This window comes from Thalassoroseus pseudoceratinae, assembly GCF_011634775.1.
In the GTDB taxonomy this organism is placed as follows: domain Bacteria; phylum Planctomycetota; class Planctomycetia; order Planctomycetales; family Planctomycetaceae; genus Thalassoroseus; species Thalassoroseus pseudoceratinae.
In genome coordinates, this window is record NZ_JAALXT010000003.1 from 915,032 (window position 1) to 937,966 (window position 22,935).

Genomic DNA, 22,935 nt, shown 5'->3' on the forward strand with positions numbered 1-22,935 from the left:
CGCCTCGTGCTGCGCTGACACCCAATAAAATAAGCCGGCTCCGTGTGTTCGGAGCCGGCTTGTTTTTTGAGCGGGATCGTTCATTGAACGTTCGCGACTATGTCGTGGCTTTCTCAGCCGCTGGGACTTTTGGCGGTGCTGGTGGTTTTGGAGCGGCCTTTGGCTTTGCCATTGGCTTCTTCGCAGCGGGTTTTTTCCCAGCAGGTTTGTTGGCCTTCTTCGCGCCCGGCTTCTTGGCCTTTTTGGCTTCTGGTTTCTTGGCCGCTGGCTTCTTAGCTTTTTTCGCCTCTGGCTTTTTGGCTTCCGGCTTCTTTGGCTCTGGTGTTTCGACTTCTTCGATGATCACCGTTTCCGCTTCTGGAACGATGTGCTCTTCGACAATGATGACTTCCGCTTCAGAGCAGCCTTCGCATGCCGGTTCCGCGTGGCAGCTTTCACACTCGACGACCACTTCCGTCTCGCAAGATGTGCAAGGCGTTTCAACTTCGTAGTAAACCGGCTCGCAAGTTGTGTAGGTCGGCGTGCATGCTGGTTCCGAAGATTTGAAGCAGTGACCTGCGAACGATTGCGTGCCGAAAACGAGCACAGCGATCGCTGCGAGTGAATGAGACAACTTCATTTGTTCCCCTCCAATTTCCCAATGTCAATCAATTGTGGCTCAATCGCACATCGTGGCCCTGAAATGGAAAGCGGGCCCCTGCGGCGAAACTGAGAGTCATGATGATTGTTGTGACAGTAGATAACAAGCACAAAATGGGCAAATTAGGGTGTTTTTGGAGATTCGCCGATCAGGTCTAAGAACTCGCGTTCGGTCAGAACCTTCACGCCATACTCCTCAGCCTTGGATAGCTTGCTACCGGCTTTCTCACCAGCGACGAGATAATCGGTATTTTTCGATACGCTCCCGGATGCCCGTCCGCCGTGCTGATGGATCAACTCCTTCGCACCGTTCCGATCCAGCTCGCTGAGTTTTCCGGTCACCACAACCGTCTTTCCAGCCAGAACGCCCGAGTTGGCACCGGACTCCGTTTTTTCAACCGGCTCACCGAAATTCAGTCCGAGTTCTCGGAGTTCATCGATCAACGTTTTTCCAACCTCAGAGGCAAAGAAACTATGGACCGAGTGGGCAATCACGGGGCCGATTTCGTCGACGTCCGCGATCGCCGTTTCGTCTTGACTCTGCAATTCGTCCATGGTCCCAAAGCGATCCGCGAGCAACCGAGCACTACTGGCCCCTACATGACGGATATTCAAACTCGTAAGCAGTCGCCACAATGGCTGGGCTTTGGATTGTTCGATGCCAGCGAGCAGCTTATCTACCGACTTTTCCCCCATCCGCTCCAGTTGCAGAATCTCTTCTCGTTTGCTCGAAAGCCGATACAGATCGGGAATTGAACGTAGAAGATCGGCTTCGAGAAGCTGTTCGACGAGTTTGATACCAAGTCCGTCGATATCCATCCCTTCCCGACTGGCGAAATACCGAAGCGTCTCGCGGAGTTGTGCCGGACACTGTGGATTGACGCACCGGAGGTACACACCGCCTTCGTCTTGCGTCACATCAGCTGCGCATTCTGGGCATTCTGTAGGCTGGGGAAACGGTTTTTCGGTGCCGTCACGAAGGTGCTCTTCAACGCGGACCACATGCGGGATGATCTTACCCGCTTTTTCGACAATGACGTGGTCTCCCACTTGGACACCCAACCGGTGGATTTCATCCCAGTTGTGAAGACTTGAACGTGCAACCGTCGTGCCGGCGATTTGCACGGGGTCTAATTCCGCGACCGGGGTCAGTGTGCCCGTTTTTCCCACTTGGACCGTGATGCTGTTAACCTTGGTGGCCGCTTCGTAACGTTCCCATTTATATGCAATGACCCAACGCGGGCTTTTTCCTCGCGATCCTAACTGATCACGAAGGGAGAACTCATCGACTTTGATGACGATCCCATCGACTTCAAAATCTAGACTATGAATGTCTTCCGCTAGCACGTGCGCACGTTCGAGAGCCGATTCAATGGTCTCAAATGCCTCGACATTCGGCGTGACCGGAACTCCCATTTTCGCGAGGGATGCTAAATACTTCTGATGCGTTTTGAAGTCGTGATCGTAATAGCCCACGCCATGTGCGATGAAGCGAATCTTTCGTTTTGCACAGAGTTTCGGATCGAGAAGTTTCAAAGCGCCAGCGGCCGCATTCCGTGAATTCGCGTACGGCTGTTCGCCGCGTTGCTCTTGTTCAGCCACCAACTTGGCAAAATCCGCATTCCCGATGTAGGCTTCGCCGCGAATCTCTAGTTCCTTTGGCGGATTCTTGCCTGCCAAACGTAGCGGAACTCCACCAACCGTTCGGGCGTTATGCGTGATATCGTCGCCTTGCTCGCCATTACCCCGCGTCACGCCACGTTTGAGTTCGCCGTCCACATACAACAACGCCAGGGCGACGCCATCGATTTTGTATTCGACCGTGTAATGCAATTTCTGATCGGGAAGAAGCTTCCGAACACGCTTGTCGAATTCGATCACGCCGGCTTCGTCGTAGACGTTGTCGATCGAGAGCATCGGCACTCGATGATCGACGGTCTCGAAGCCACTGATGGGTTCCCCGCCAACTTTCTTCGTAGGACTGTCGGGAGAATCGTATTCCGGGTGCTTCTGTTCAAGTTGCTCCAATTCTTTCAGGAGCTTGTCGAATTCCAGGTCCGAGATTTCGGGGCGTGCTTCGACGTAGTACAGTCGCGAATGCCGTTCGAGTTCCGTACGCAACTTCTCAATTTTGGTTTTCACACGAGCCGACATTGACGGAAACCCTTCACATGAAACCGAGTGGAATGGCGTGAAACCGGTGGTGTGTCAATGCTTTGAGGTCGGGCGTTCGGTGAGAGTTTCCCGTGGCTTCCGATTTCGCCATTGATCGACCACCATTGCCAAAACGACGACAACAAGCAGTGCGACCACTTCCCACAATATCATTTGTCCACCGTAATGGTTGATGATACGGATTGCGGGTGAAGTTGGATCACCGAAAATTGCCGCCACGAAGGCAAGAATTGTTACCACAAAGACAGTAGCGACGACGACGGCCAAACGAAAAAAGAAATTGAGATGATGGGACTGCGAATCGTCGTTGGATGGGTGCGGTTGGTTGCTCATGGGCAAAGAGCTTACGAAAGGAAGCCTCGATCTCGCAATTCTTGAATATTTCCTGGCGCGCTTTCGGTGACGCGATCGGCAACATACCGCAAAACGGCCATTCCCGCGAGTGGTTTGGGACCGCTCAGGATTGCGACACGGTCTTCCTCTTCGTCGTCAAGTTCACGCTCGAGCTTGGCGACCGCTTCCTCGACACTATCTGTGACCAGACGCTCCGAACCCCGCCGATTCACCATGCGGAGATTCGAGAATGCCGCCGTTCGGGAGAGCAAGAAATCAATCATGTGCTCTCCATCGGTTTCGTCGAAGAAGTCTTGGAACTCTGGTCGAAGCGTGTCTGGTGTAATTAATTGCGGGCGGGTGATATTCACCTGTCCGCGCCGGACGGCGACCATGCCACCCGGTTCATCGGGCTCAAGAACTAAGTAGTAAGGAAGCTCGTTGTCTCCGAAAGTGAAGAGCGTGTATGGCATTGAGCGTTCAATCCGGACGGCGTTCCAAGCCTCACGAAATTGACGCTCATACTCGAATTCCTCAAACAAAGAAAACCTAGCCCTTTCATTCACTGAATAGATACTCACGATGAATTCTGACGATCTGCCGACAGAGCGTCGCGACTACGACTCCGGAACCGTTCGCAAATCGCGTTCGAATTCTTGAAGGTACTCGGCCATGTTTTCCTGTTCACGGTCCCAAAGCCATTTCAAAGGGTAATCTCTGGGGATGTCGCGATTGTTCTGCTCCAATGCTCGACGCCAGTAGATCAACGCCAACATGCCTTCCTCCACCAAGTTGCGGTCCTCGGCCAAATCGTATTTGTTGGCTTCGCGAAGCTCTTTGTCTTCGTAGTTGGCTTGCACTTCGGACGCCTTCTTCAGCATGTTGGAAAACTTCTTCATGCCAGATTCCAACTTCTGAACCGATTCCGGCGGAGTTCCATCGGGACCAAACACAAACTCTCCGCGTTTGAACGCCAGTCGGCCTTCGTACATTTCTTGGTGAGCCTGAGCCATTTCGGGATCGCTCTCCAACCGAGCCCGTTCCCGCCAGTACCGATAGTTGGTCAGGTTTTGATAGAACCGCCAGCGACGGATTTTCTCTTCCGGCGCGATCCCTTCTCGTTTAGCGAGTTCCCGCATCTCTTCGGATGTGGACTCCAGAAACATTTTGCCGGCACTGGTTTCAAATTCTTCGCGACCGAAACGCTCGATCCAATCTTGATACGCTTGGCTCCAGGCCAATTCCGTTTTGTCGGTGAACTTCCCTTCGCGTTGTAAGGCATCCGCGTAGTCGAAGTATGACCGCGAAGGATAATGCCGGAACAACATCGGGGCCATAATGTGCTGGCGAATGCCGGGAAGTGAATCGATCCGATTCGCTTCGACGAACCAATCACGAGCGGCCAGGTAGTTGTCTCGTCGGAGATCGTTGACTTCGGGATCGATCCCGCCTTCAAATTTCGGATCAGGGTCGCTGAGGAAGAACTTGCGGAAGAACCGCCATTCATCAGACCGACCAATCTTATGACCGACGAGTCGACCAACGTCCCACGCCAATTCGGGGAACTTCTGGTTCCGTTGTTGGCCTTCCTTGGTGAACTTCGTGCCCTCTTTGACCCAGAAATATCGGTCTTCGACGGCATCCCACTGCGACGAAACGTTGTACGCCAGGTCCCAACCGTGATAACGCCACACATCCAGGAAGTGCGGTTGGAGTGTGATGATGCTGTCGGCCAAAGCCCGCATCTCACCCCACGCTTTCACTTTCTTCATTTCATCGTGCTGCATCCACAGCTGATTGACGGCAATGCCACGCATCCCGAGCAGCACCAAATTCATGGCGGCACTCGATGGGTCGACATTCCCCAGCGTGCTTTCACCGAGTTCGTATTCAACTCGTTGCTGTGCCAGAACGCCACCAGGATCTTCGGGGCCCGAAGATGGACGCCCTAAAAGAATTGTGGCAATCAACAGCAGGACAATCCCGCCGAGATAAACCAATTTTCGCTGTTGAGCGGACAGATTGTTCATTTGGACTCCAATTCACGGAATCGCAAGGAAAGATATCCGAGCAGAAAACACGGTATGAAATAAGCAATTGTCGTGGCGACTGCACGTAGAAGTCCCGCTGACCACGGAACATCGAACCCAGCCGCTGCGTATGGAGACAAATTATAGACACGGAAGTCCGGAAATGTTTTGTAGACCACTTCCAGCCCGCCAAGAATCCCTGAGTCAAACCGCTCGATGATTTCCTGGCTTCGTGATTGTTCGAGATCCACAGTCGGGTTCTTGTGATCGATAATCCGTTTCACAGACTCGATCGAACCCCATCGGTCTTCGAGCACCAACTTCTCCAAGAACGGATAGAATCCCGCTCCGACGATGACCAAGGTGATCGTGAGCAGCGTGGCGACCGGGCCTTTGACGAATGTACTTGCAGTCACGCCGAACGTCACGACAAGAAGAATCATCATCCAGTCACCGGCGACCGCTTTGAAATAGGCCGACGCAAATGGACGGTCGGGCGTTCGGATGAACAAGTCGGGGCGAGCCATCCCGAGGTATTGGCCAGGGCTCAGACAGAAAATCTCGACTCGCAGGCGTCCACCGTGGCAGAGATCATTGAACAAGTCGACTTGCTCACCGGTCTCGCTAAACAATTCCCGGGGAATGTAGTGCAGGTCTCCGTGATATTCACTGACGCGGAACAAGTGATCGACTGCAAGGTTGGTCAATTTCGCATTGAGTGCTTCAGCGTTGTCGCGGATGAGATCGCTCTGAGCTTTCAAGGCACTGGCAAACGCTTTGACATCTCCGTTTTCGCCAGCACTCACCACAGCGTTGGCCGCTGAGACGAACTCACTTGCGGGAAAACCGACATCTTGCCCGACAAATGGTTCCATTAAATTAGCGAAGTCTCGATAGCCGGAGGCCGCGGCGTTCAATTCCGCACTGCTGACCTCAAGAGCACCGGTCTCGATCCCGTTGGAGAATTCCGCCATCCGAATCGCGGCTTGCTCGAATTCCCCTTCTTCGATGATTCCGGTCAACTCTTGAAAACTCACGCCGGCGCCCAATGCCCGAGCGGTGCGGTTCCGGAGATCGCGAACGATTCGCATGCGACAAAGCAGCCCCTGCGTCATGTCGCCTTTGTTGGTCCGGAACGATTCGAAGTGTGTCTCGAGTTGCAATCGCTCGGCGGTTTCGGTGCCAGAATCAGCAGGCTGTTCTTCGTTCTTTCTGGGGTCGAGACTGAAGGACTCGATTTCCTCTGACTGAACCGGCAAACTGACGGTATCGGATTCGTCAATGCCATCAAAATCCCAAATTGCGGCGGCTTGGGTCGCACCGGCAATGTAACTCCGGAAGTCCCAGACGTCGCCGACATTCACACCGAGTTGAGCCGGCTGACCACCGGGACCAAGGAATGACAGGTTCCCGTAAATGGGAACGCGAGCCACCAAGGCATCTTTCGCGGATGCGGGCACGAGTCGCACGATCCAGAAGTAACCAATCACCGACATCACGGCGAGAATCAACGTTCCCACCGCGCTGTAGCCGAAGAGTCGCCCGAGATAGATTTCGCTACGCCGAGCCGGTTTCGTCACGACCGTGTGCATCGCGCGGTTCTTGATGTCCTGGGGAATTCCCCAGCAAGACATCAGAAGCACGAGTGGCAGCGTCAACCAACTGATCATTCGCAGCATGACGGAAACGTGAACTTCCACCTGCTGTTCGGAGGTCGGCAGTTCCGAGTCCGCCAGGAACCAACCGGCGAACATAAACAACGCCCCAAAGACGACAAACACCAGCAAGATTTTCCGGCGGATCGCTTCGCGAATCGTCAATTGAGTCAACGCCCAAATGCGACCGCAAGACAGTCGGAACAGGTCCGAACCGGCAGCGGTGAGACCGGTGGAGACTCGCGAAAACGCTTCACCAAACCGGAATTTTGAAGACAACAATGCGGCGGCGAAGACCATGAGAATGGCAACGAGAAGGAAAAGCCCGAAGACAATTCCCCAGCTCAACAATCCCGCCCAAAAATCGAACGGTGTGGGATCAAAGGACATGGGTGGCAGTCCGCGTAAGAAAGAAACAAGGAATAATCAAATGGTGGAAAATGGCTGCGGTATTCAATCCCCGGATTACTCGTCGTTTGAACTCGCGGTTGCGGGGCTGTCGCCGGTTTCACCGCTGGATTGCGATTGCCCCGAAGGAACGAATCGGCGTCCCGGACGAGCTTGACTTTCCTTCACGGTATTCACGAAGAGGTCGTCGAGGCTGTTCGTCGGATGCGTGACTTCGCGAACTTCCGCACCGTGTTTCGCCAACGCCGCCCGCACATCTGCCATGGCTTCTTCGCTGAGACTGCTGGTGAGCAGTTGCGTTTCCCCCTGCGAGACCAACAGTTCGTCGAACCGGCCCAAGACCTTCAATTCACCACTGTACAGAATCGCAATTCGGTCACAAATCTCTTCGATGTCCGGCAGCAAGTGACCGCAGATCACGACGGTCTTGCCTTGCTCCCGCAGACCTTGGATGATCTCCTTCATCTCCTGACGACCGATCGGGTCCAAACCGCTGGTGGGTTCGTCGAGCAGGACCAATTCCGGGTCGTTGATCAACGCCTGAGCCAAACCGATCCGCCGGGTCATCCCCTTGGAATACTCTTTGAGTTGCCGATTCCAGAATCGCGGATTGAGTTTCACTTGGTCAAGAAGTTGCTCGCTGCGTTCCTTCCGTTCCTTCTTCGACATGCCGAATAGCTTGCCGTAGAAGTCCAACGTCTCGCGAGCGGTCAGGAAGCGATAGAAATAGGATTCTTCGGGAAGATATCCGATTCGGCTGTTCTTCTTAACCTCGAGAGCCGGTTCCCCAAAGATACTGATATCGCCTTCCGTGGGGAAAAGCAGCCCGAGGAGCAGCTTCATTGTCGTCGTTTTGCCACTCCCGTTCGGCCCCAAAAGCCCAAAGACCTCGCCTTTGTTGATGGTGAGACTCAATGAGTTGACTGCTCGCGTCTTTCGGCGTCCCCAAAAGTCTCGGTAGTCTTTAGTTAAGTTGCGAATCTCGATGACCGGTTCGGAACTCATCGCAAACCTTTGATGGAAGGAGAGTGAGGAAACTATGAAATAACCAATGAAAATACAAACAGAATTCAACGGAGCAGTCACGCTCGAAACAACGCCCGGCCACTCGAAGGCAGTTGGGGTTTTGCCCCATGTTGATCACTCGAAAGTTTGCGTTTCCCAAGGGACCCCCGCCAAACTTACGAGTTTTGGTGACATGGTTTTCAAACCTCTTACGTGCCATCGACACCGGATGTTGGAGCAGATTTTGAACGCTTCGTTGAGTTAGTGGATCTGCCTAAAGACAGTGGTTTTCACTGTAGAGTGACCGTACTTCGATTGCAAGCGCCGATACCCGTTGCGGTTCCGTCATTGCTGCGGGAGTGCCGATTCTAGGGATTCGTCGAACAATTTGCCCTGTGAACGGATGGAAGCTTCATCGAAAATTCTTAAAAACGGGCTTGTCTTTGCGACAGATATTCCAGCAATGCCTTGTCGAAGGGAAGACTTGTGTCCAACGCGACATAATCCGCTCCGACAGAAAGACATTCCTTCTTGTATCGCGACCGCAATTCCTCCACAGCCTCGTGATAATCGGCCCGGGCACCCGAGGCATCCAAGACCAGGTTCTCACCGCTCTCCGGATCTTGAAAATCAACGAGCCCATCGAATGGAAATGTGACTTCGGCTTCGTCCAGTACATGGAACACGATGACATCATGCCCGGCGTGCCGAAGCAGCCGAATACCCTCAATGACAGGTTCGGGATCGGTCAGCAAATCGGACAGCAGCATCACCAAACCACGGTGGCGAATCATGGCGGCCATGCGTTGCAAGTTGGCCCCAATATCGGTCACGCCCGCCGGTTTTGCCTGAGACAGTAGCGCCAGCATTTGCCCGAGTTGGGTGCGTTTGCTGCGCGGCGGAAGACTACTGCGAATCACCTCGTCGAACGTCACCAGCCCGATCGGATCCTGCTGATGAATCATCAGGTACGCCAACGCGGCTGCCAGGCACACCGAATAATCGAATTTGGTCAATTCCTGACGGTAGGTGTACCCCATGCTCTCGGACAGGTCGAGCATCAGATAACCAGTGATGTTGGTTTCCGCTTGATACTTTTTGACGTAGAACCGATCGGTCTTCGCGTAGACAAGCCAATCGATGTCCTTGGGGTCGTCACCGGTGTTGTATCGGCGATGTTCACTGAACTCGACACTGAACCCGTGAAAGGGACTGGCGTGCAGACCCGCGAGAAACCCCTCCACGATGAATCTTGCCCGCAGATCCAAGCGAGCCACCGTCTGGATGACTTCCGGTTTCAGATAGCTTTCCGCAGTCCGCATGAATGTTGACTTCCGTGAGTATCTTACGGACGAGTGATGGTTTCGTTCAGATTCAGCAATATTCTGGCCACGCTCGTCCAGGCGGCGAGTTCGATCGGATCGAGTGTCGCAGGACTGGCCGACTGTCCAACAGACAAAAGCTCGGCGACCGCAGCGGGATCATCGGCGTATTGGCTGCGATGTCGATCAACCAACGTGACCAGTAGCCCCAGCTCTTCTTCACTGGGTCGACGTGACAAAACTTTCAGATAGATCGCCTCAATGCGAGCGTCATCGGATGACCCCGCGTTTTGTAAAATCGTGGCAGCCAATTGTCGAGCCGCTTCCACATAGGTTGGGTCATTCAACAAGACCAACGCCTGAAGGGGCGTGTTGGATCGAGGGCGTTGAACCGTGCATTCCTCACGTGTGCTGGCATCGAAGGCGAGCATGCTGGGGTGCAGGAACGTTCGACACCAATACGTGTACAAACCACGGCGATATTGCTTCTGGCCGGAGTCGGCTTGCCATTTTCGACGCGGGAAGTTGAGGTGACTCCAATAGCCGGCCGGTTGATACGGCTTCACGCTCGGGCCGCCGATCGTTTTGTCCAACAACCCGCTGACGGCCAGTGCGTTGTCCCGGATCGTTTCTGCTGGTAGTCGCCACCGAGACTGTCGAGCCAACCATTCGTTAAACGGGTCGGCTTCACGTTGTGACGGGCTGGTTTGCGAGGATTGTTGATATGTCTTCGATGTCACAATCAATCGCACCATATGCTTGACGTCCCAACCGCTTTCTCGAAACTCGACCGCTAGCCAATCCAATAGACGCGGGTGGGTGGGCCAAGTGCCTTGCGAGCCCAAATCACCAAGCGAGCGGGCCAACCCCTCACCAAAGAAGAGTGCCCAGAGCCGATTGACGTACACTCGGGCCGTCAACGGGTTCTGTTCCGACACCAACCAGCGAGCCAAATCCAGTCGATCTGCCCGACCGTCTGTCGTGAGTGGCGGGAGGAATTCCGGTGTTGCCGGACTCACCACGGGGCCGGAATCGTCCAGCCAGTTCCCGCGTGGCAAAACACGAATGGTTCGCGGTTTCACGGCGGTGGTGATCAATGTCCGCGGGATCCCTTGATCGACCTGTTTCCGAGACTGCTCGAGTTTCTTCAACCGATCCCGCAGTGGGTTCAATTCCGGAGTCGCTAGAACACGAATGTCATCAGGTTTCGTTTTGCCGTCCGGCTTCTCCGCGACTGCAAACTTGGACTCTCGTTTCTTGAGTTCTTCACGAAGCTGAGCAATTTCGTTGTCCAGATTTTTTAGCGTCTGACTTTGCTTTGCGGTCGGAAATGCTGTCTCTTTCTGCTGGCCGACGGGCGTCTCCTGGATGTCGGCGAAGAAGGCTTCCATCGCATAGAAATCTTTTGTCAGGACGGGATCGTACTTGTGGTCATGGCACTCCGCACACCCCATTGTCGTGCCAAGCCAAACCTCGGAGACATTTCGCACGCGATCCGCCGCGTATTTCGCAGTGTATTCCTTGGGTTGGGCTCCGCCTTCGCGAGTCGTCATCAGGAGCCGATTGTAGCCGGACGCGATCCGAGTCTCGTCGGTTGCGTTTGGGAGCAAATCGCCAGCAAGGTGTTCGATCGTGATTTCGTCAAACGGCTTGTTCTCATTGAATGACCGAATGACGTAATCTCTGTAAAGCCAGATATTCCGGTGATTGTCGCCATGAATCCCGTTGGTGTCCGCATACCGCACAAGATCAAGCCAATACTGCGACATCCGTTCGCCGAAGGCTTGCGAGTCGAGAAACTGATCAACAAGACGACCGTAGGCATCCGCCCCGTCATCTTGCCGGAACTGGCGAACTTCCTCGACTGACGGTGGAAGCCCACGCAGATCGAACGACAATCGGCGGATAAGAACCTCTCGCTGGGCTGGCGGAGATGGTTCCAATCCACGCGAGTTCAGCCGAGCCCGTACAAAGCGGTCAATCGGGTGTGAGTCGTTGCCATCAGGCACTTTCGATCGAACAGGAACCACGTAAGCCCAGTGACCTTCCCATTTTGCGCCATCGGTGACCCAGCGTTTTAGCGTTGCGATCTGTTCCGGAGTGAGTGGCTTGTTCGAATCCGCCGGTGGCATCACAAGACTCGGGTCGTCGCTCGTTACCCGAGCAAGCAATTCACTTTCGTTGACATCCGTGACATCAATAATGTGATATCCGCCGCGATCCTCGAACAACCCGTCTTTGGTGTCGAGTCGCAGTTCCGCCTCGCGAACGTTCTGGTCCGGGCCGTGACACGCGAAACAATGTTCCGAGAGGATCGGACGCACATCTCGGTTGAAATCAATTTCGTCGCCGGCTTTGACCGTCAAACTTGCGAACCCGGCTTGGAACACCAGTCCGATGACCACACAGGCAAAGGATCGCATCGTAAGACACCCTCAGAAGGAACACGGCTCAAATTCGACCAGAATGGTTCTTCGGACGGCCAAATTCGCGAACTTATCGTTTATAATGTCGAGTGGTCGTGGGAATTGCAAAGATGTGTCCGTCGTCAATTGAACCAGCAGCAACGATTTCAGGTATCCGATGAGCGAAGAACTCCCGATCGAGCCCCCCGATGTCTGGCCCTCCGCGGAACCGGATCCCCAACGGTACGCAAACCGACCGCTCCTCATTCTGCTGGAAAACTACATTCTCGACACAATCGGGGAACTCGATGAGCCGACGGAACGTCAAGTCGCCCAGGCGGTTCGAACCGCATTCGGTGGAAAAAAGGATTGGCGAACCACCTTCCGGAATCAATTGGGCCTGGATGAGATGATTGATGTCGAGATCTACGAATTATGGGAGAAGTTTCGCGATGAGAAAGCGGATTCGGCAGCAGTCGAGCCCATCCAATATGCCAAGTTCATTGCCGATGTTTCTTTCGCGGACATCTGCTAAATGGTCCGAAAGCCCCAGAAAATCGGGATAGATTTTTAGTTCGGCATCCCGTATGCTTATAGGGATTGTTTGAACAACACCATTCTGAATTCGCCGCTCCGACTCTCGCACTGGGTTGAATGGATACAGTTCCGATCTGCGAATCGGATGCCATTATTGGTGGTTTCGGTGGGATCCCGTCGAAGTCACGTTTGCTTGGAGACACTTCATGAAAGTTGATTTCGCGCGGTCAACTATCCGCCCCAATCTTCGATGCCGAACTGGCTTCACACTCGTCGAGTTGCTCGTTGTGATGGCGATCATCGCCATTCTGATCGCGTTGTTACTTCCGGCGATCCAATCGGCGCGGGAAAGTGCTCGGCAGACGCAGTGTTTGAATCATCTGCACCAGCTCGGAATCGCGATTCAAACCTATCACGATCAACATGGTGTTTTCCCCGCTGGAAACAGCGCTCAGCCGACCGATGCGGGTGGGAATACACTGTCTTCGGTCAACATTCAACTGCAATCACCAGCCACCATTACCGATGCAATCAGCTACGACTCGCCTCCCACGATGCCTGTCATCTCGAACTGGCAAATGACAGCGGAGTGGCCTTGGCATGCGGCAATCCTCGATGGAATCGAGCAAGGCAATGTCGATCCCCAATGGGATACGGCAAAGAACCAGGGTGTCAACGTCCAAGCGATCGCGGTCGAAATTCCAGTTTATGTCTGTCCGAGTGCCAGTCTTCCTGGCATCAATCAAGTTTCTCCACGAACTGGATTCTCGACCTATCGTGGGAACATGGGCACATCGCAGTTTGACAGCAGCGGTAATGTCGTCACCGATTCCAATGGAAATCCGATGGCCGCTTTGAACGGCGTATTGTACCCAGGCAGTGAAGTCCGGATGCGAGACGTTCAGGTCGATGGCAGTACCAATACGATGCTCGCCGCCGACAGTCTCATGGGGTTCTGGCCAGATGGAACCAGTTGTTGTGCCCGCCTGCGTCCCGATCGGTCCAACTTCGATAGTTATTGGTCCAACGGCAACCAACATTATTTTGGGTTCGGAAGCTGGCACGGCGGCGTTTGCCAGGTGGCATTCTGCGATGGACGTTCGCAACGGATTTCCAAGTCGATTGATTCCGTTGTTCTGAACGCCATTGCAACTCGTAATGGTAGCGAACGGGTCAGTTTGCCGCAGTAGAAGACTTGTCAGCAATCGAACCACAAATACCAATCGGCCACGCCACTTCCATCTGGGACGTGGCGTTTTTTTTGTTCCATAGAGCGGTGAGCTTACGATCGCTTGGCGAAAAGACGCCTTTTCTTAGAACGTGGATTTTCGTTAGTATCCGTGCCGTACACCAGTCGCGACGCGAAGGCAGGGAAGCCGGGCATGAAGACATTACGTGGAAAAAAAGCTCTTGTCACCGGAGCGGCATCCGGTTTGGGACGTGCTATCGCATTGGCTTTGGCTCATGAAGGTGTCGATCTGTTCCTGCTCGACATCGACGAGGCCGGCCTCAACGAAGTGATCTTTGAGGTAACTGCCCTCCGGGTCTGTGCGGTGGGTCGTCAATGCGACCTGACCAAGCCCGAAGACATCACCGCCGCGGTTGAAGACCTCAAAAAACGTTGGCAGCATGTTGACATTCTCGTCAACAATGCCGGTGTGGCTTACTACGGCCCGACTCATAAGATGACCGCCGAACAATGGGATTGGATTCTCGATATCAATCTCCGAGCGCCAGTCCGGCTTGTTCAGGAGTTGCTGCCAACACTGCTAGAGCGGCCAGAATCGCATATTCTCAATATGGGAAGCATCTCTGGTCTGGTGGCGGGAGGGCGGTTCGCCGCTTATCACGTCTCGAAGTTTGGTATCGTCGGTTTCAGTGAGGCTCTGCGTGCCGAGTATGGTCGCAAGGGCATTGGAGTCTCTGTGCTGTGTCCCGGTCCGGTTCGGACGAAACTCTACGAGAACGCGGCTGGCGGTCGTCCCGAGAAACCAGTCCCAACTCCGCCACGATGGATCTGCACGACGGAAGAAAAAGTCGCAAAAGCGGCCGTCAAGGCGATCCGCAAGAACAAACGGATGATCCTACTCACGCCGCTCGCTCATATGCTTTATACGACCAAACGCATCGCTCCTTGGTTCCTGGACGCACTCAGTCAAATCGGAAGAAAGAAAAAGCACAAGGCGACTCCTGCAAAGCCCGTCGAAAGCTCACAACAACGCTCCCGCGCTGCGTAGGACAGTCGACTGTTCATCGTATCGACTTCGGTTTCACGATGACTGGGTATGAAGGCGTTCTCAAGGCCACCGCAGACGAAGAAGATCCAGACAGTGTCTAGTTATCGATGGGATGGTTCAGCTTCCAAAGATACCCGGCAACAACCAATGCGAGGCCGATCAGTAACACTAGTGACTCCACCAGTGAAAACGGCCACTGTAACTTGAATCGCTTCGATCGCCGACGTTTTCGCATCGCGTCGGCTTTTGTGAACGTCTCCGGTAACGGCTGTGGTTGCGGCAGCACCAAGTAACGTTCCCCACATTCTGAGCAAGGGACGTTTTGCGGACGTTTCAGTCGACCGCCGGTCCATTGATGACCGCAACCACATATGATCTCGTAGGATTTATCGCTTCTCGAATCCTTCACAGATCACGCTTTCTCGCTGTCCGAATAAGACATTTGTCGGCATGTTACCGCCTCTAGCGATTATAACAACATGTTGACCCGCATCATCGGAAGTCTTTGCCCACTTCCCGTGCCCAGACATCGACTCCCATTTTGACGAACGAACAAATTGGGAGTATAGATCATTGATGGCTTGAATTCACTTCGCCGTCGAGCCGCTACCCGCAGTGGCTGTTTGTGGGCACGTATTGAGGCAAAGGAATCGTTCATGTTCGCCGTCTCCGACGAGGATTCTAAGAACCGTTCAATCCAAGGAGACGTGGCGATCGGTTTGGTGCTTGAACCAACCCGCCGAATTGCCAACATTCGAGCTGTACTTCTGGAACGCGGCGAATGGACGATCGGTTCCGCGGAAGACTGTGCGATTCAGTTGATCGTGCCCGGCGTACAACCGCGTCACGCGACGATCTCCGTCGCAGCTCATCAAACAATCCTCGAAGCTTCGGATTCACGAACGTGGCACAACGATGGTCCGTTTCGTAGAGCCGTTCTCAATCCTGGGGACCGGATTGCAATCGGACCAGTCGAGTTCCGCGTGCGGGCCGCAACTCAGGAGGAAATTCAGAAGCACAGCAACACTCAAGTCGCTTCGTCGAGTGTCGCTAACCCAACGTCCCCCGAACCACATTCCTTGCCAGCCAGCACCAACACCCCAAGTCAATCGAGCGGTGCGACATCCCTTCTCAACCTCGAAGCCGATCGCCTTGCAAGAATGCGGGCCGATCTGGAACGAAAACTCGATGTGCTGACTAGCCGCGAGCAGGAGTTGATTGCGGAAGAGCGGTCGGTTCAGGAGGAAATGAATCGTCAGAGAGCGACGCTGGAATCCGAGTCCTCAGCACTGCGGGACCGCGCGGCGGATCTTCGTCGACAAGAAGACAGTCTGGAGAGACAAACACGATCATTCCAACGCAGGACGGAAGAGTTTGAGACGACAGTTGCAACTCGGGAAGCCAAACTCGACGAAGCGGAGTCGAAGATCAGCCTCGAAAGAGAGTCTCTAAATCGTGAACGTAGCGACTTCATCAAAGAGAAGGAGCAACTGCAAGAGTCGCTCGCCGATGAGCGTTCGCAACTCGATAGTGAGCGAGAGCAACATCGCTCGCTCATGCGATCCGTCGAAGAAGAACAAGACAAGCTGCAAGGGCAGACAGAGGAGCTTAGTCGACGCGAAGAAAAACTAGTCGCTGCCGAAACAGACCTTAGTCATCGTCTCGACGACCTTCAAACACGCGAATCAGCGTTCAACGAACAGTTCGCGGAATACAAGCAAAAACAGCAAGAACTCCAGTCACGTCAAGAGGAATGGGAATATCAACGCCAGGAGTTCGAGCGACAACAGCAGGAGTTGGAGAGTCGCGTCGAACAACTACAAGTTCGAGAACGCGAATTCGAGACAGCGTATCTCAACTCTCAGACGAAGGCAGACGATCTTGAACGACACCACCACGTATTTTCCGACCTGAAAGCGGAATTCAGCACCGCAGCGACAGAGTTGCTGGGTCGACAACGCGCGGTCGAAGAACGGGAAAAAGATGTCGCCGACCGATTAGCGCAAAACACCAACACGGAACATGAACTCAATCAACTGCGAATGCAGTTAGAGACGGACCGCACGCAAGTCGCCAGCGAACGTAGCGAACTAGTCGAAGCTGCACGACGAATCGATGAACGCCTCGAGGCCGTTTGTCAGGCTGAAGCAACGATCTCGGATCAGGAAGAGGTTTTGCGGGAACGAGAAGATTCCGTTGCACATCGAGAGACAGTTCTCACTGAATCCGAAGACCAACTCCGATCACTTCAAGAGCAAGTCGAGGCTGATCAAAGAGCACTTAAAGAGAGAGTTGCAGCCCATGAAAAGGAATCTGAGGCGTTAACCCGTCTTCGAACAGAACTTGAGTCTCTGCAAGAATCGCTCGACGCTCAATCCTCTCAAGTGCAAACGGAGACTAAGTCACTAGCAAGTCGGCAGGAAGAGATTTCGTCACTTGAGAAGTCGTTGAACGAGCGTAATTACGCACTACAACTTGACACCGAAAAACTATCTGAACTGCAGAAAGAGTTAAATTCCCGACAAGTTTCACTGGATGAGGTCGAGGAAAAACTACAGAAAGAGAAAAAGGCACTTGCTAGCGAACGCGATGAGTTCGAGGCTCAACGTTTGACGCTGAACCAAGAGCGTCAAGAACTGGCCACAGAAATGGACGCCATGACGGAGCTGCGTTCCGAATTGGAGTCATGGCAAACCTCATTGGATGAGGAAAGTCGCCAACTCCAGTTAGACAAGGAGTCATTCAACGAAGAGCGTGAGAAGTTCACACAGGAAACCAAACACTCGCAGCAGCAAGAATCTGATGCGCCCCAGAATGAATTGACTTCGCTACGCGATCAGATTGCATCGCAACAGTCGCAGTTCATTGAGCAAAAAACAGCTTGTAGTCAGCTGGAATCCGAGGTCGAACGATTAAAATCGGAACTGACTAGCAAGGACTCCGAGTTGGTTGACCTTCGACAGCAACTCGAAAGCCTTCATACACACCGGACTGAAGATCAGGAAACCAATCTTTCCCTGACTGAGCAGGTCGCTAGCCTTGAGAACAGACTGTCCCAGGAGACTGCCGAGTTTGATCAGTGCAAGCACGAGCTAAGAAATGCGAGGAATGAACTTGAGGAGTCTTGTGATGCTCTTGCAAAACAAGCTGAAGAACTGCAGGAGCTTCGACGACAACTAGAGTCTCGGTCGGTGCCAGAGCCGAACAAATCAGAGATTGACGACAAGCTCGCGTTGCTGAATCAAGCGGAAGAGCTGCGGATTGCATTCGAGGAACTCGAAACACGTCAATCTGCGTTAGCGGAGCGAGAACAATTCTTAGATCGTCAAACTCAGCAACTCGCAAATCGAGAAGTCGAAGTTGATCAACTGTTAGCGTCTCTTGAGGATACGAGTTCTGCTCTGACTGAGCACCGGGCCGCATTCGTCGATGCTTTGGGGGCAATTGAGAAAACTGACGAGGAAAATACTAGAGAAGTTGTCGGCGCAGACGAGTTCACAGCCGAGCGTGAAGAGCTTGAGCGTCTGCGGGCGGAGATTGAACTTGAAAGAGAAAGCTTAGACGCAGAAAAGACAAGACTCGCAACCTTACAGGCAGACTTGGAACAACAATCTCCTAGCATTGAGAATAGCAATGCAGACCAAGTCGATAATCTTGAAGATCTCGCTAAGATTGAAAATGAATCGACAACTACGACGGATGACACAGATGAAGCCTACGATCCATTTGCAGCTTTTGCAGAGAACACTGAAGAAGAGTCTCATGAACTAGATTCGCCAACGGAATCCGAGAGTTCGGAAGTTGATGGTGATGATCTCATCTCAGAAGCGTTGGCACGACTCGGAGTCACCGCCGACGATAATGCCAATCAGTTCGATGGTAGCACTGACACTGCTGAGCCAATCAAGGACTCAGAACCGACATCTTCCGGAATGCGGCCGGAACTTGCGGCAATGTTCGGCATTGAATCGGATCAGACGCACGACTCGCCAACGAGTCAAATGGAGCCTAACTCTGATCCATTCGATATCTTTGATACAGATCGATCAAGTGAAGATGTTGAGTCGTCTTCTGTTGAGTCGCCGGAGTTGGATTCGATCGCGACTTCAAGTGTGGACAACACTGACGATCAGGTCCAAGAAGAGATTGATGTCGACAATCCAGATTCCATCGCTCTCTATATGGAGCGACTCTTAGCCCGAAATCGAAAACCGGGAACCACAGACGCCGCAACCTCGGCACCGGTCAAGGAAGAACCACTTTCCGTGACCGAACCGAATGCGATTCGGAAGGAATCGACGGATACGGTCGAGGACGAAACACCACCGGCGGAACCAAAAGTTCCGAGAAAGAAAATCGACAAAGAAGCGGAACGTGCAGGCTTGGCGACGATGCGTGAACTGGCCAATTTCACGGCTCAGAGTGCGGTGGCTCGTCATAGTTGGAACAAGTTGCGGAATGCTGTCTTGCTTAAAATCGGACTTGCGACAACGTGTTTTGCAACAGCCGGAGTTCTGCTTGGCTTCAACATGCCACATTCGAAGATCTTCGCACCGATCGCCGTGTTGGGCGGTGGCTATGTCTGTGTCGAATTGGCGAAGTCGCTTCGTGAATTGAAGCGTGTTCCAAAGTCGAAGAGCAAGCGGAAGGAACGTCCATCGGCTAAAACCAACGAATTCGAATCAACTTGCTAAGTGTCCGATTCGGTAATGAGGTGTCGTCTGTCGGTTCCACAGGTTTGTAGGTGCCGAAAATTCGATCCCAGATATCAACTAAGATTCCGAAGTTGTGTCGCCACATTTTGTGATGATGATGCAAGTAGTGAACTGGGCGGGGCATCCAGAACACCATCTCGGGGTATTCATGCTGGAGCTGATGGGCATACGCCGAGAGCGCAGCGTAAAGAATGCCGCCAATCGCGTAGCCCAAGCCCGCAGGGATCGAATACAGGAAACCGAACCACAGAATCGGTAGGCTTCCCAAAGTGTAATCGCAGAATTCGAAGAACCATCCTTGCCCATCACCGTCTTGGTGGTGTCGTGCGTGCTTCTTGCTAAGAAACCCTCTGCCGTGCATCCAACGATGGACGACGTATTCCACGAGACTTGCGAATACGAGGGCGATGCCAAATGCAATGCCAAATTCGGTGAACTCGGATTGTGTCATCATTGTGGTTGAATCTGATGGGAATGTCGGCTCTTGAACACGCCCTCCAGCCACAAATGGACCGGATTTGAGCACTCAGGTGATCTTCGCTTCGCCTTTCCCTGTCATATTTTACGGCGGTTCGAGTCGGCGAATCAACAGCCGACTTCGAAGGTCTTCAATTCTTCATGAATTGAACCGCGTGCTTCATGAAATTTTGCTTGCTGCGCTGAGCATCGGAAACTAGTGGAATTGGGCGATTTTTGCCGATCACGTCGACCTTTGGGATTGCTCCTGAGATGTTGAATACACGGATCATGTTTGGCCGAAAGGATTATTACGGTTCGTCCGATCGGCTCTCCAGCAGTCGATGGAAACTCGATGAAATGGAAATGCCCAGGTCTTCCAGGAATGAACTCCATGAACAGTCGAAACCAAAGATTGCGAGCTCGCGGACGTCGAATCGCCGGCGTATTCGTTTCAGCGTGTATGTGTGGTCTTTGGCCGGCCACGTTGGGGACATCTCTCGCGGAAGCCGCCGATCCGAGTTACCAACGTTCAACACAAAGTAGCGGCCCTGGCTTGTTAAATCTCGAAGCCTTGGTCAAGAAACGGCCAGTCATGGTTTTGCCTTCACGGGAGTCGAAACCGACGACTCTAGTCAAACCATCGACGCCAGCGAGCGACTTGTTCGAAGTCGTTGAGCAATCGGCAAAGAGTTCTGCCACGGTGTCCACGCCGAAGGCAGTTCGTAAGGCGTCCACGCCGGTGACGGTTCCCACGGTGTCCCTGCCAGTGACGGTTCCCACGCAAGATGCCGTCCCAAAACCGACTTTGCGGGATGAGTCCCAGGATGCGTCGCCAATCGCGCAATCTGTATTCGAAACGGAATGGACTTCTGCGAGCCAGCCGAATGCGAATGTGGCAACGCAGGTGAGTTTCAGTTCTGTAGAGAGCCCGGAAAAAATCGATCCCGGCATTCAGAACCTCATCTCTGAGTTAACTGCCGAGGATCACGAAATTCGTCAAATGGCGGCGTTTACGTTGGGCGAGTCTGGTGAGGACGCGAAAGTCGCATTGCCGGCACTCCGTCAGTCGATGTTTAGCAACTATACCATGGTGCGACTGCACGCGGCGGAAGCGGTCGCGAAATTGAATCCTGGCGATGATGTGGCCATCGAAGTGTTGCTGCGAGGCCTGAGAGATGTGAACTCGGAAGTTCGTGTGATGGCTGCGACTGCGTTGTTCAGCGTTGCTCCGGCTCATCAGGCGGATGCTGTGACTGTTCTCAAGTCGTTGCAAAACGACCCGAACGAACATGTCCGATTGCTTGCCGAGACAGCGTTGCCGATCGAGGAAATCCAGCAACCGGCGCCGATGCCACAAGAGGCGTATGAGCTACCACGTCGGACGGTCGAAGTGACTCCGGTCGATGCCGAACCCGCGATTGAAGAGGAATCTGTACCAGGTGAAGTGAGCGAGATTTCGAGTCAACCGGTTGTGGAACCGCAAGCGGATGCCTTCGACGAACATTTCACATCCCCCCAATCAACTTCCGCAGCGTTACCACCAGAATCAAACACAGGGGGACTGACTCCGAGTGAGTCGAGCGTCTTGGCAGCGGAACCGGTCGAAAAGGCTACGGCATCACCAACGCTGTCTCCGGAATTGGCTGATCTCGCCACTCGACTTGGCTCGGCGGATCCGATCCAGCAAAAGTACGCCTTGAGTGAATTGGTCTGGTTTGGATCCGAGGCGCGTGCCGTCTTGCCGCAGGTTCAGACTTGCTTGGCTTCCAGTGATGAAGTGGTCCGTGCCCATGCCGCCAAGGCTTTGCATGAGATTGCACCGGAGTACGACCGTCAGGCGGTCAGCGTTCTGACGGAGTTAGTCGGTTCCGTGCAACCCGGTGTGAGCCCGTTGGCTGCGTATTTCTTAGGGGAATTCGACTCGAAAGCACTCTTGGCTTTACCGGCACTTCGTGAGGCGATGGCCAGTTCGGTTGGGTTGGATAAACTTCACGTCGCCGAAGCGATCTTGCGGATCGAACCTCAGGACGCAAACGCCGCTGCTACGTTGGTGCAGGCAGTTGCCGATGAGGATGAGTCCAGCCGATTCTTCGCCGCTTGTGCTCTGGTTGCAGCGGCACCGTATCATGACGACATCATTGTGCCAGCATTGACGACGGCACAAAGTGATTCGAGTGCTCGTGTTCGGATGGCAGCCGACACAACTCTCACGGGGTATCTGACCGAGCCCAAAGGTGTTGCAACAGTCGTGGTGGCCGAACCTGCCGAAGACGTGCCAACCTTCGATACCGTTGAAATCCAGCAGCAGGAAGTCACGCAGTTCGATCAGCCGACCGAAGAAGTTTCCCCGTTGGAACCGGCGGTGAACGAGGTTCAGGACCCAGGCCCGTCACAAGTTCAATTGGTGCAAGTCGAAGTCCCTGTTCCTGACACGAGCAACCAACCAGCGAACGTTCCCGGCGAACCGGCTGCGGATTCGACACCAACGGAGTTGGACACAAACATCCCGGTCCAGAAGTGGACTGCTCGGACGCCGGGGGAACTCAAGCCAATTCGATACGTGACCATCAACACCGCCCCGAAACGTCGGGATGAAGATGGTCGCTTGCAGGAACTTCCGACCAACTATGGTGCGGCTTATCTGGAGCAACAAGGACAAACGCGTACCGGGCAGGAATCCCGCCCTTGGATCGTGACCAGCAAGAGTTACGAGGCTCCCGCGTACTGTCACCGGCCGCTGTACTTTGAGGAAACCAATCTCGAACGGTATGGCCATCATTGGCACGGTGTGCAACCGCTGGTTTCGGCGGCTCACTTTTACGGGCGAATCCCGTTCATGCCTTACTTGGCGACGGTCTCGAAGCCATGGGAATGTGAGTACCCACTCGGCAAATATCGTCCGGGAAGTTGCTCCCCGTTTCAGCATGAACTCGTGCCGTTGCGAGCAGACGCGGCCCTGGTCCAAGTCGGTGCAATGGCGGTGCCATTCTTCATCATTCATTGACCCAACGAGAG

Annotated in this window: 16 protein-coding genes; 5 read left to right on the plus strand and 11 right to left on the minus strand. The window is 53.7% G+C overall.

Annotated features, from left to right (window positions below; genetic code table 11):
* Nucleotides 1-97: 97 nt before the first annotated feature.
* From G6R38_RS27850 to G6R38_RS13595, 9 genes are all read right to left on the minus strand, one after another.
* Nucleotides 98-619 carry a hypothetical protein gene (locus G6R38_RS27850; protein ID WP_206028573.1) on the minus strand — a complete coding sequence of 174 codons (522 nt, stop codon included), beginning with the start codon at nt 617-619 and terminating at the stop codon, nt 98-100.
* Between the two features lie 143 nt (nt 620-762).
* The gene (gene ligA / locus G6R38_RS13560) at nt 763-2,793 is read right to left on the minus strand and encodes an NAD-dependent DNA ligase LigA (RefSeq protein ID WP_166826124.1); all 2,031 of its coding nucleotides are present in this window, start codon (nt 2,791-2,793) and stop codon (nt 763-765) included.
* 54 nt (nt 2,794-2,847) lie between these two features.
* Nucleotides 2,848-3,147 (minus strand): hypothetical protein, encoded by a 300-nt coding sequence (locus G6R38_RS13565; RefSeq protein WP_166826127.1) that lies wholly within the window; start codon nt 3,145-3,147, stop codon nt 2,848-2,850.
* A gap of 11 nt (nt 3,148-3,158) precedes the next feature.
* Complete coding sequence (locus G6R38_RS13570) at nt 3,159-3,620, minus strand: hypothetical protein (RefSeq protein ID WP_240928190.1); 462 nt, start codon at nt 3,618-3,620, stop codon at nt 3,159-3,161.
* A 144-nt stretch (nt 3,621-3,764) separates the two neighbouring features.
* Complete coding sequence (locus G6R38_RS13575; RefSeq protein ID WP_166826133.1) at nt 3,765-5,177, minus strand: hypothetical protein; 1,413 nt, start codon at nt 5,175-5,177, stop codon at nt 3,765-3,767.
* A complete protein-coding gene (locus G6R38_RS13580; protein WP_166826137.1) occupies nt 5,174-7,222 on the minus strand; it encodes an ABC transporter permease in 2,049 nt (682 codons plus the stop codon). Before G6R38_RS13580 ends, G6R38_RS13575 begins: the two co-directional genes overlap by 4 nt.
* A 75-nt stretch (nt 7,223-7,297) precedes the next feature.
* On the minus strand, nt 7,298-8,245 hold the full coding sequence (locus G6R38_RS13585; protein ID WP_166826140.1) for an ABC transporter ATP-binding protein: 948 nt from the start codon (nt 8,243-8,245) through the stop codon (nt 7,298-7,300).
* A gap of 425 nt (nt 8,246-8,670) precedes the next feature.
* Complete coding sequence (locus G6R38_RS13590) at nt 8,671-9,567, minus strand: DUF58 domain-containing protein (RefSeq protein WP_166826144.1); 897 nt, start codon at nt 9,565-9,567, stop codon at nt 8,671-8,673.
* Nucleotides 9,568-9,590: 23 nt separating this feature from the next.
* Nucleotides 9,591-11,990 carry a PSD1 and planctomycete cytochrome C domain-containing protein gene (locus G6R38_RS13595; protein WP_166826147.1) on the minus strand — a complete coding sequence of 800 codons (2,400 nt, stop codon included), beginning with the start codon at nt 11,988-11,990 and terminating at the stop codon, nt 9,591-9,593.
* Nucleotides 11,991-12,150: 160 nt separating this feature from the next.
* On the opposite strand from G6R38_RS13595, the gene G6R38_RS13600 reads away from it, so the two are divergent.
* From G6R38_RS13600 to G6R38_RS13610, 3 genes are all read left to right on the plus strand, one after another.
* Nucleotides 12,151-12,507, plus strand: a complete 357-nt coding sequence (locus G6R38_RS13600; protein WP_166826152.1) for a hypothetical protein — start codon at nt 12,151-12,153, stop codon at nt 12,505-12,507.
* Between the two features lie 208 nt (nt 12,508-12,715).
* Nucleotides 12,716-13,699: a DUF1559 family PulG-like putative transporter gene (locus G6R38_RS13605; protein ID WP_166826156.1), complete on the plus strand. Its 984-nt coding sequence runs from the start codon at nt 12,716-12,718 to the stop codon at nt 13,697-13,699.
* Between the two features lie 192 nt (nt 13,700-13,891).
* Entirely contained in the window at nt 13,892-14,746 is an 855-nt protein-coding gene (locus G6R38_RS13610) for an SDR family NAD(P)-dependent oxidoreductase (RefSeq protein WP_166826159.1), read from the plus strand.
* A gap of 97 nt (nt 14,747-14,843) precedes the next feature.
* On the opposite strand, the gene G6R38_RS13615 is transcribed toward G6R38_RS13610, so the two are convergent.
* Complete coding sequence (locus G6R38_RS13615) at nt 14,844-15,032, minus strand: hypothetical protein (protein ID WP_166826162.1); 189 nt, start codon at nt 15,030-15,032, stop codon at nt 14,844-14,846.
* Between the two features lie 370 nt (nt 15,033-15,402).
* On the opposite strand from G6R38_RS13615, the gene G6R38_RS13620 reads away from it, so the two are divergent.
* Complete coding sequence (locus G6R38_RS13620) at nt 15,403-19,440, plus strand: FHA domain-containing protein (protein WP_166826167.1); 4,038 nt, start codon at nt 15,403-15,405, stop codon at nt 19,438-19,440.
* Here G6R38_RS13620 and G6R38_RS13625 read toward each other — a convergent pair.
* Nucleotides 19,409-19,915 (minus strand): sterol desaturase family protein, encoded by a 507-nt coding sequence (locus G6R38_RS13625; protein WP_166826170.1) that lies wholly within the window; start codon nt 19,913-19,915, stop codon nt 19,409-19,411. The genes G6R38_RS13620 and G6R38_RS13625 overlap by 32 nt on opposite strands.
* Nucleotides 19,916-20,311: 396 nt before the next feature.
* On the opposite strand from G6R38_RS13625, the gene G6R38_RS13630 reads away from it, so the two are divergent.
* Nucleotides 20,312-22,924: a HEAT repeat domain-containing protein gene (locus G6R38_RS13630; RefSeq protein ID WP_166826173.1), complete on the plus strand. Its 2,613-nt coding sequence runs from the start codon at nt 20,312-20,314 to the stop codon at nt 22,922-22,924.
* The last annotated feature ends 11 nt before the right edge of the window (nt 22,925-22,935 follow it).

Bases quoted from the DNA above. Each gene is read 5' to 3' on its own strand.
- G6R38_RS13600 (WP_166826152.1), top strand. From the start codon at position 12,151: ATGAGCGAAGAACTCCCGATCGAGCCCCCCGATGTCTGGCCCTCCGCG.
- G6R38_RS13610 (WP_166826159.1), top strand. From the start codon at position 13,892: ATGAAGACATTACGTGGAAAAAAAGCTCTTGTCACCGGAGCGGCATCC.
- G6R38_RS13625 (WP_166826170.1), bottom strand. From the start codon at position 19,915: ATGATGACACAATCCGAGTTCACCGAATTTGGCATTGCATTTGGCATC.
- G6R38_RS13595 (WP_166826147.1), bottom strand. From the start codon at position 11,990: ATGCGATCCTTTGCCTGTGTGGTCATCGGACTGGTGTTCCAAGCCGGG.
- G6R38_RS13590 (WP_166826144.1), bottom strand. From the start codon at position 9,567: ATGCGGACTGCGGAAAGCTATCTGAAACCGGAAGTCATCCAGACGGTG.
- G6R38_RS13565 (WP_166826127.1), bottom strand. From the start codon at position 3,147: ATGAGCAACCAACCGCACCCATCCAACGACGATTCGCAGTCCCATCAT.
- G6R38_RS13585 (WP_166826140.1), bottom strand. From the start codon at position 8,245: ATGAGTTCCGAACCGGTCATCGAGATTCGCAACTTAACTAAAGACTAC.
- G6R38_RS13575 (WP_166826133.1), bottom strand. From the start codon at position 5,177: ATGAACAATCTGTCCGCTCAACAGCGAAAATTGGTTTATCTCGGCGGG.
- G6R38_RS13580 (WP_166826137.1), bottom strand. From the start codon at position 7,222: ATGTCCTTTGATCCCACACCGTTCGATTTTTGGGCGGGATTGTTGAGC.
- G6R38_RS13630 (WP_166826173.1), top strand. From the start codon at position 20,312: ATGAACAGTCGAAACCAAAGATTGCGAGCTCGCGGACGTCGAATCGCC.
- G6R38_RS13605 (WP_166826156.1), top strand. From the start codon at position 12,716: ATGAAAGTTGATTTCGCGCGGTCAACTATCCGCCCCAATCTTCGATGC.
- G6R38_RS13570 (WP_240928190.1), bottom strand. From the start codon at position 3,620: ATGCCATACACGCTCTTCACTTTCGGAGACAACGAGCTTCCTTACTAC.
- ligA (WP_166826124.1), bottom strand. From the start codon at position 2,793: ATGTCGGCTCGTGTGAAAACCAAAATTGAGAAGTTGCGTACGGAACTC.
- G6R38_RS27850 (WP_206028573.1), bottom strand. From the start codon at position 619: ATGAAGTTGTCTCATTCACTCGCAGCGATCGCTGTGCTCGTTTTCGGC.
- G6R38_RS13620 (WP_166826167.1), top strand. From the start codon at position 15,403: ATGTTCGCCGTCTCCGACGAGGATTCTAAGAACCGTTCAATCCAAGGA.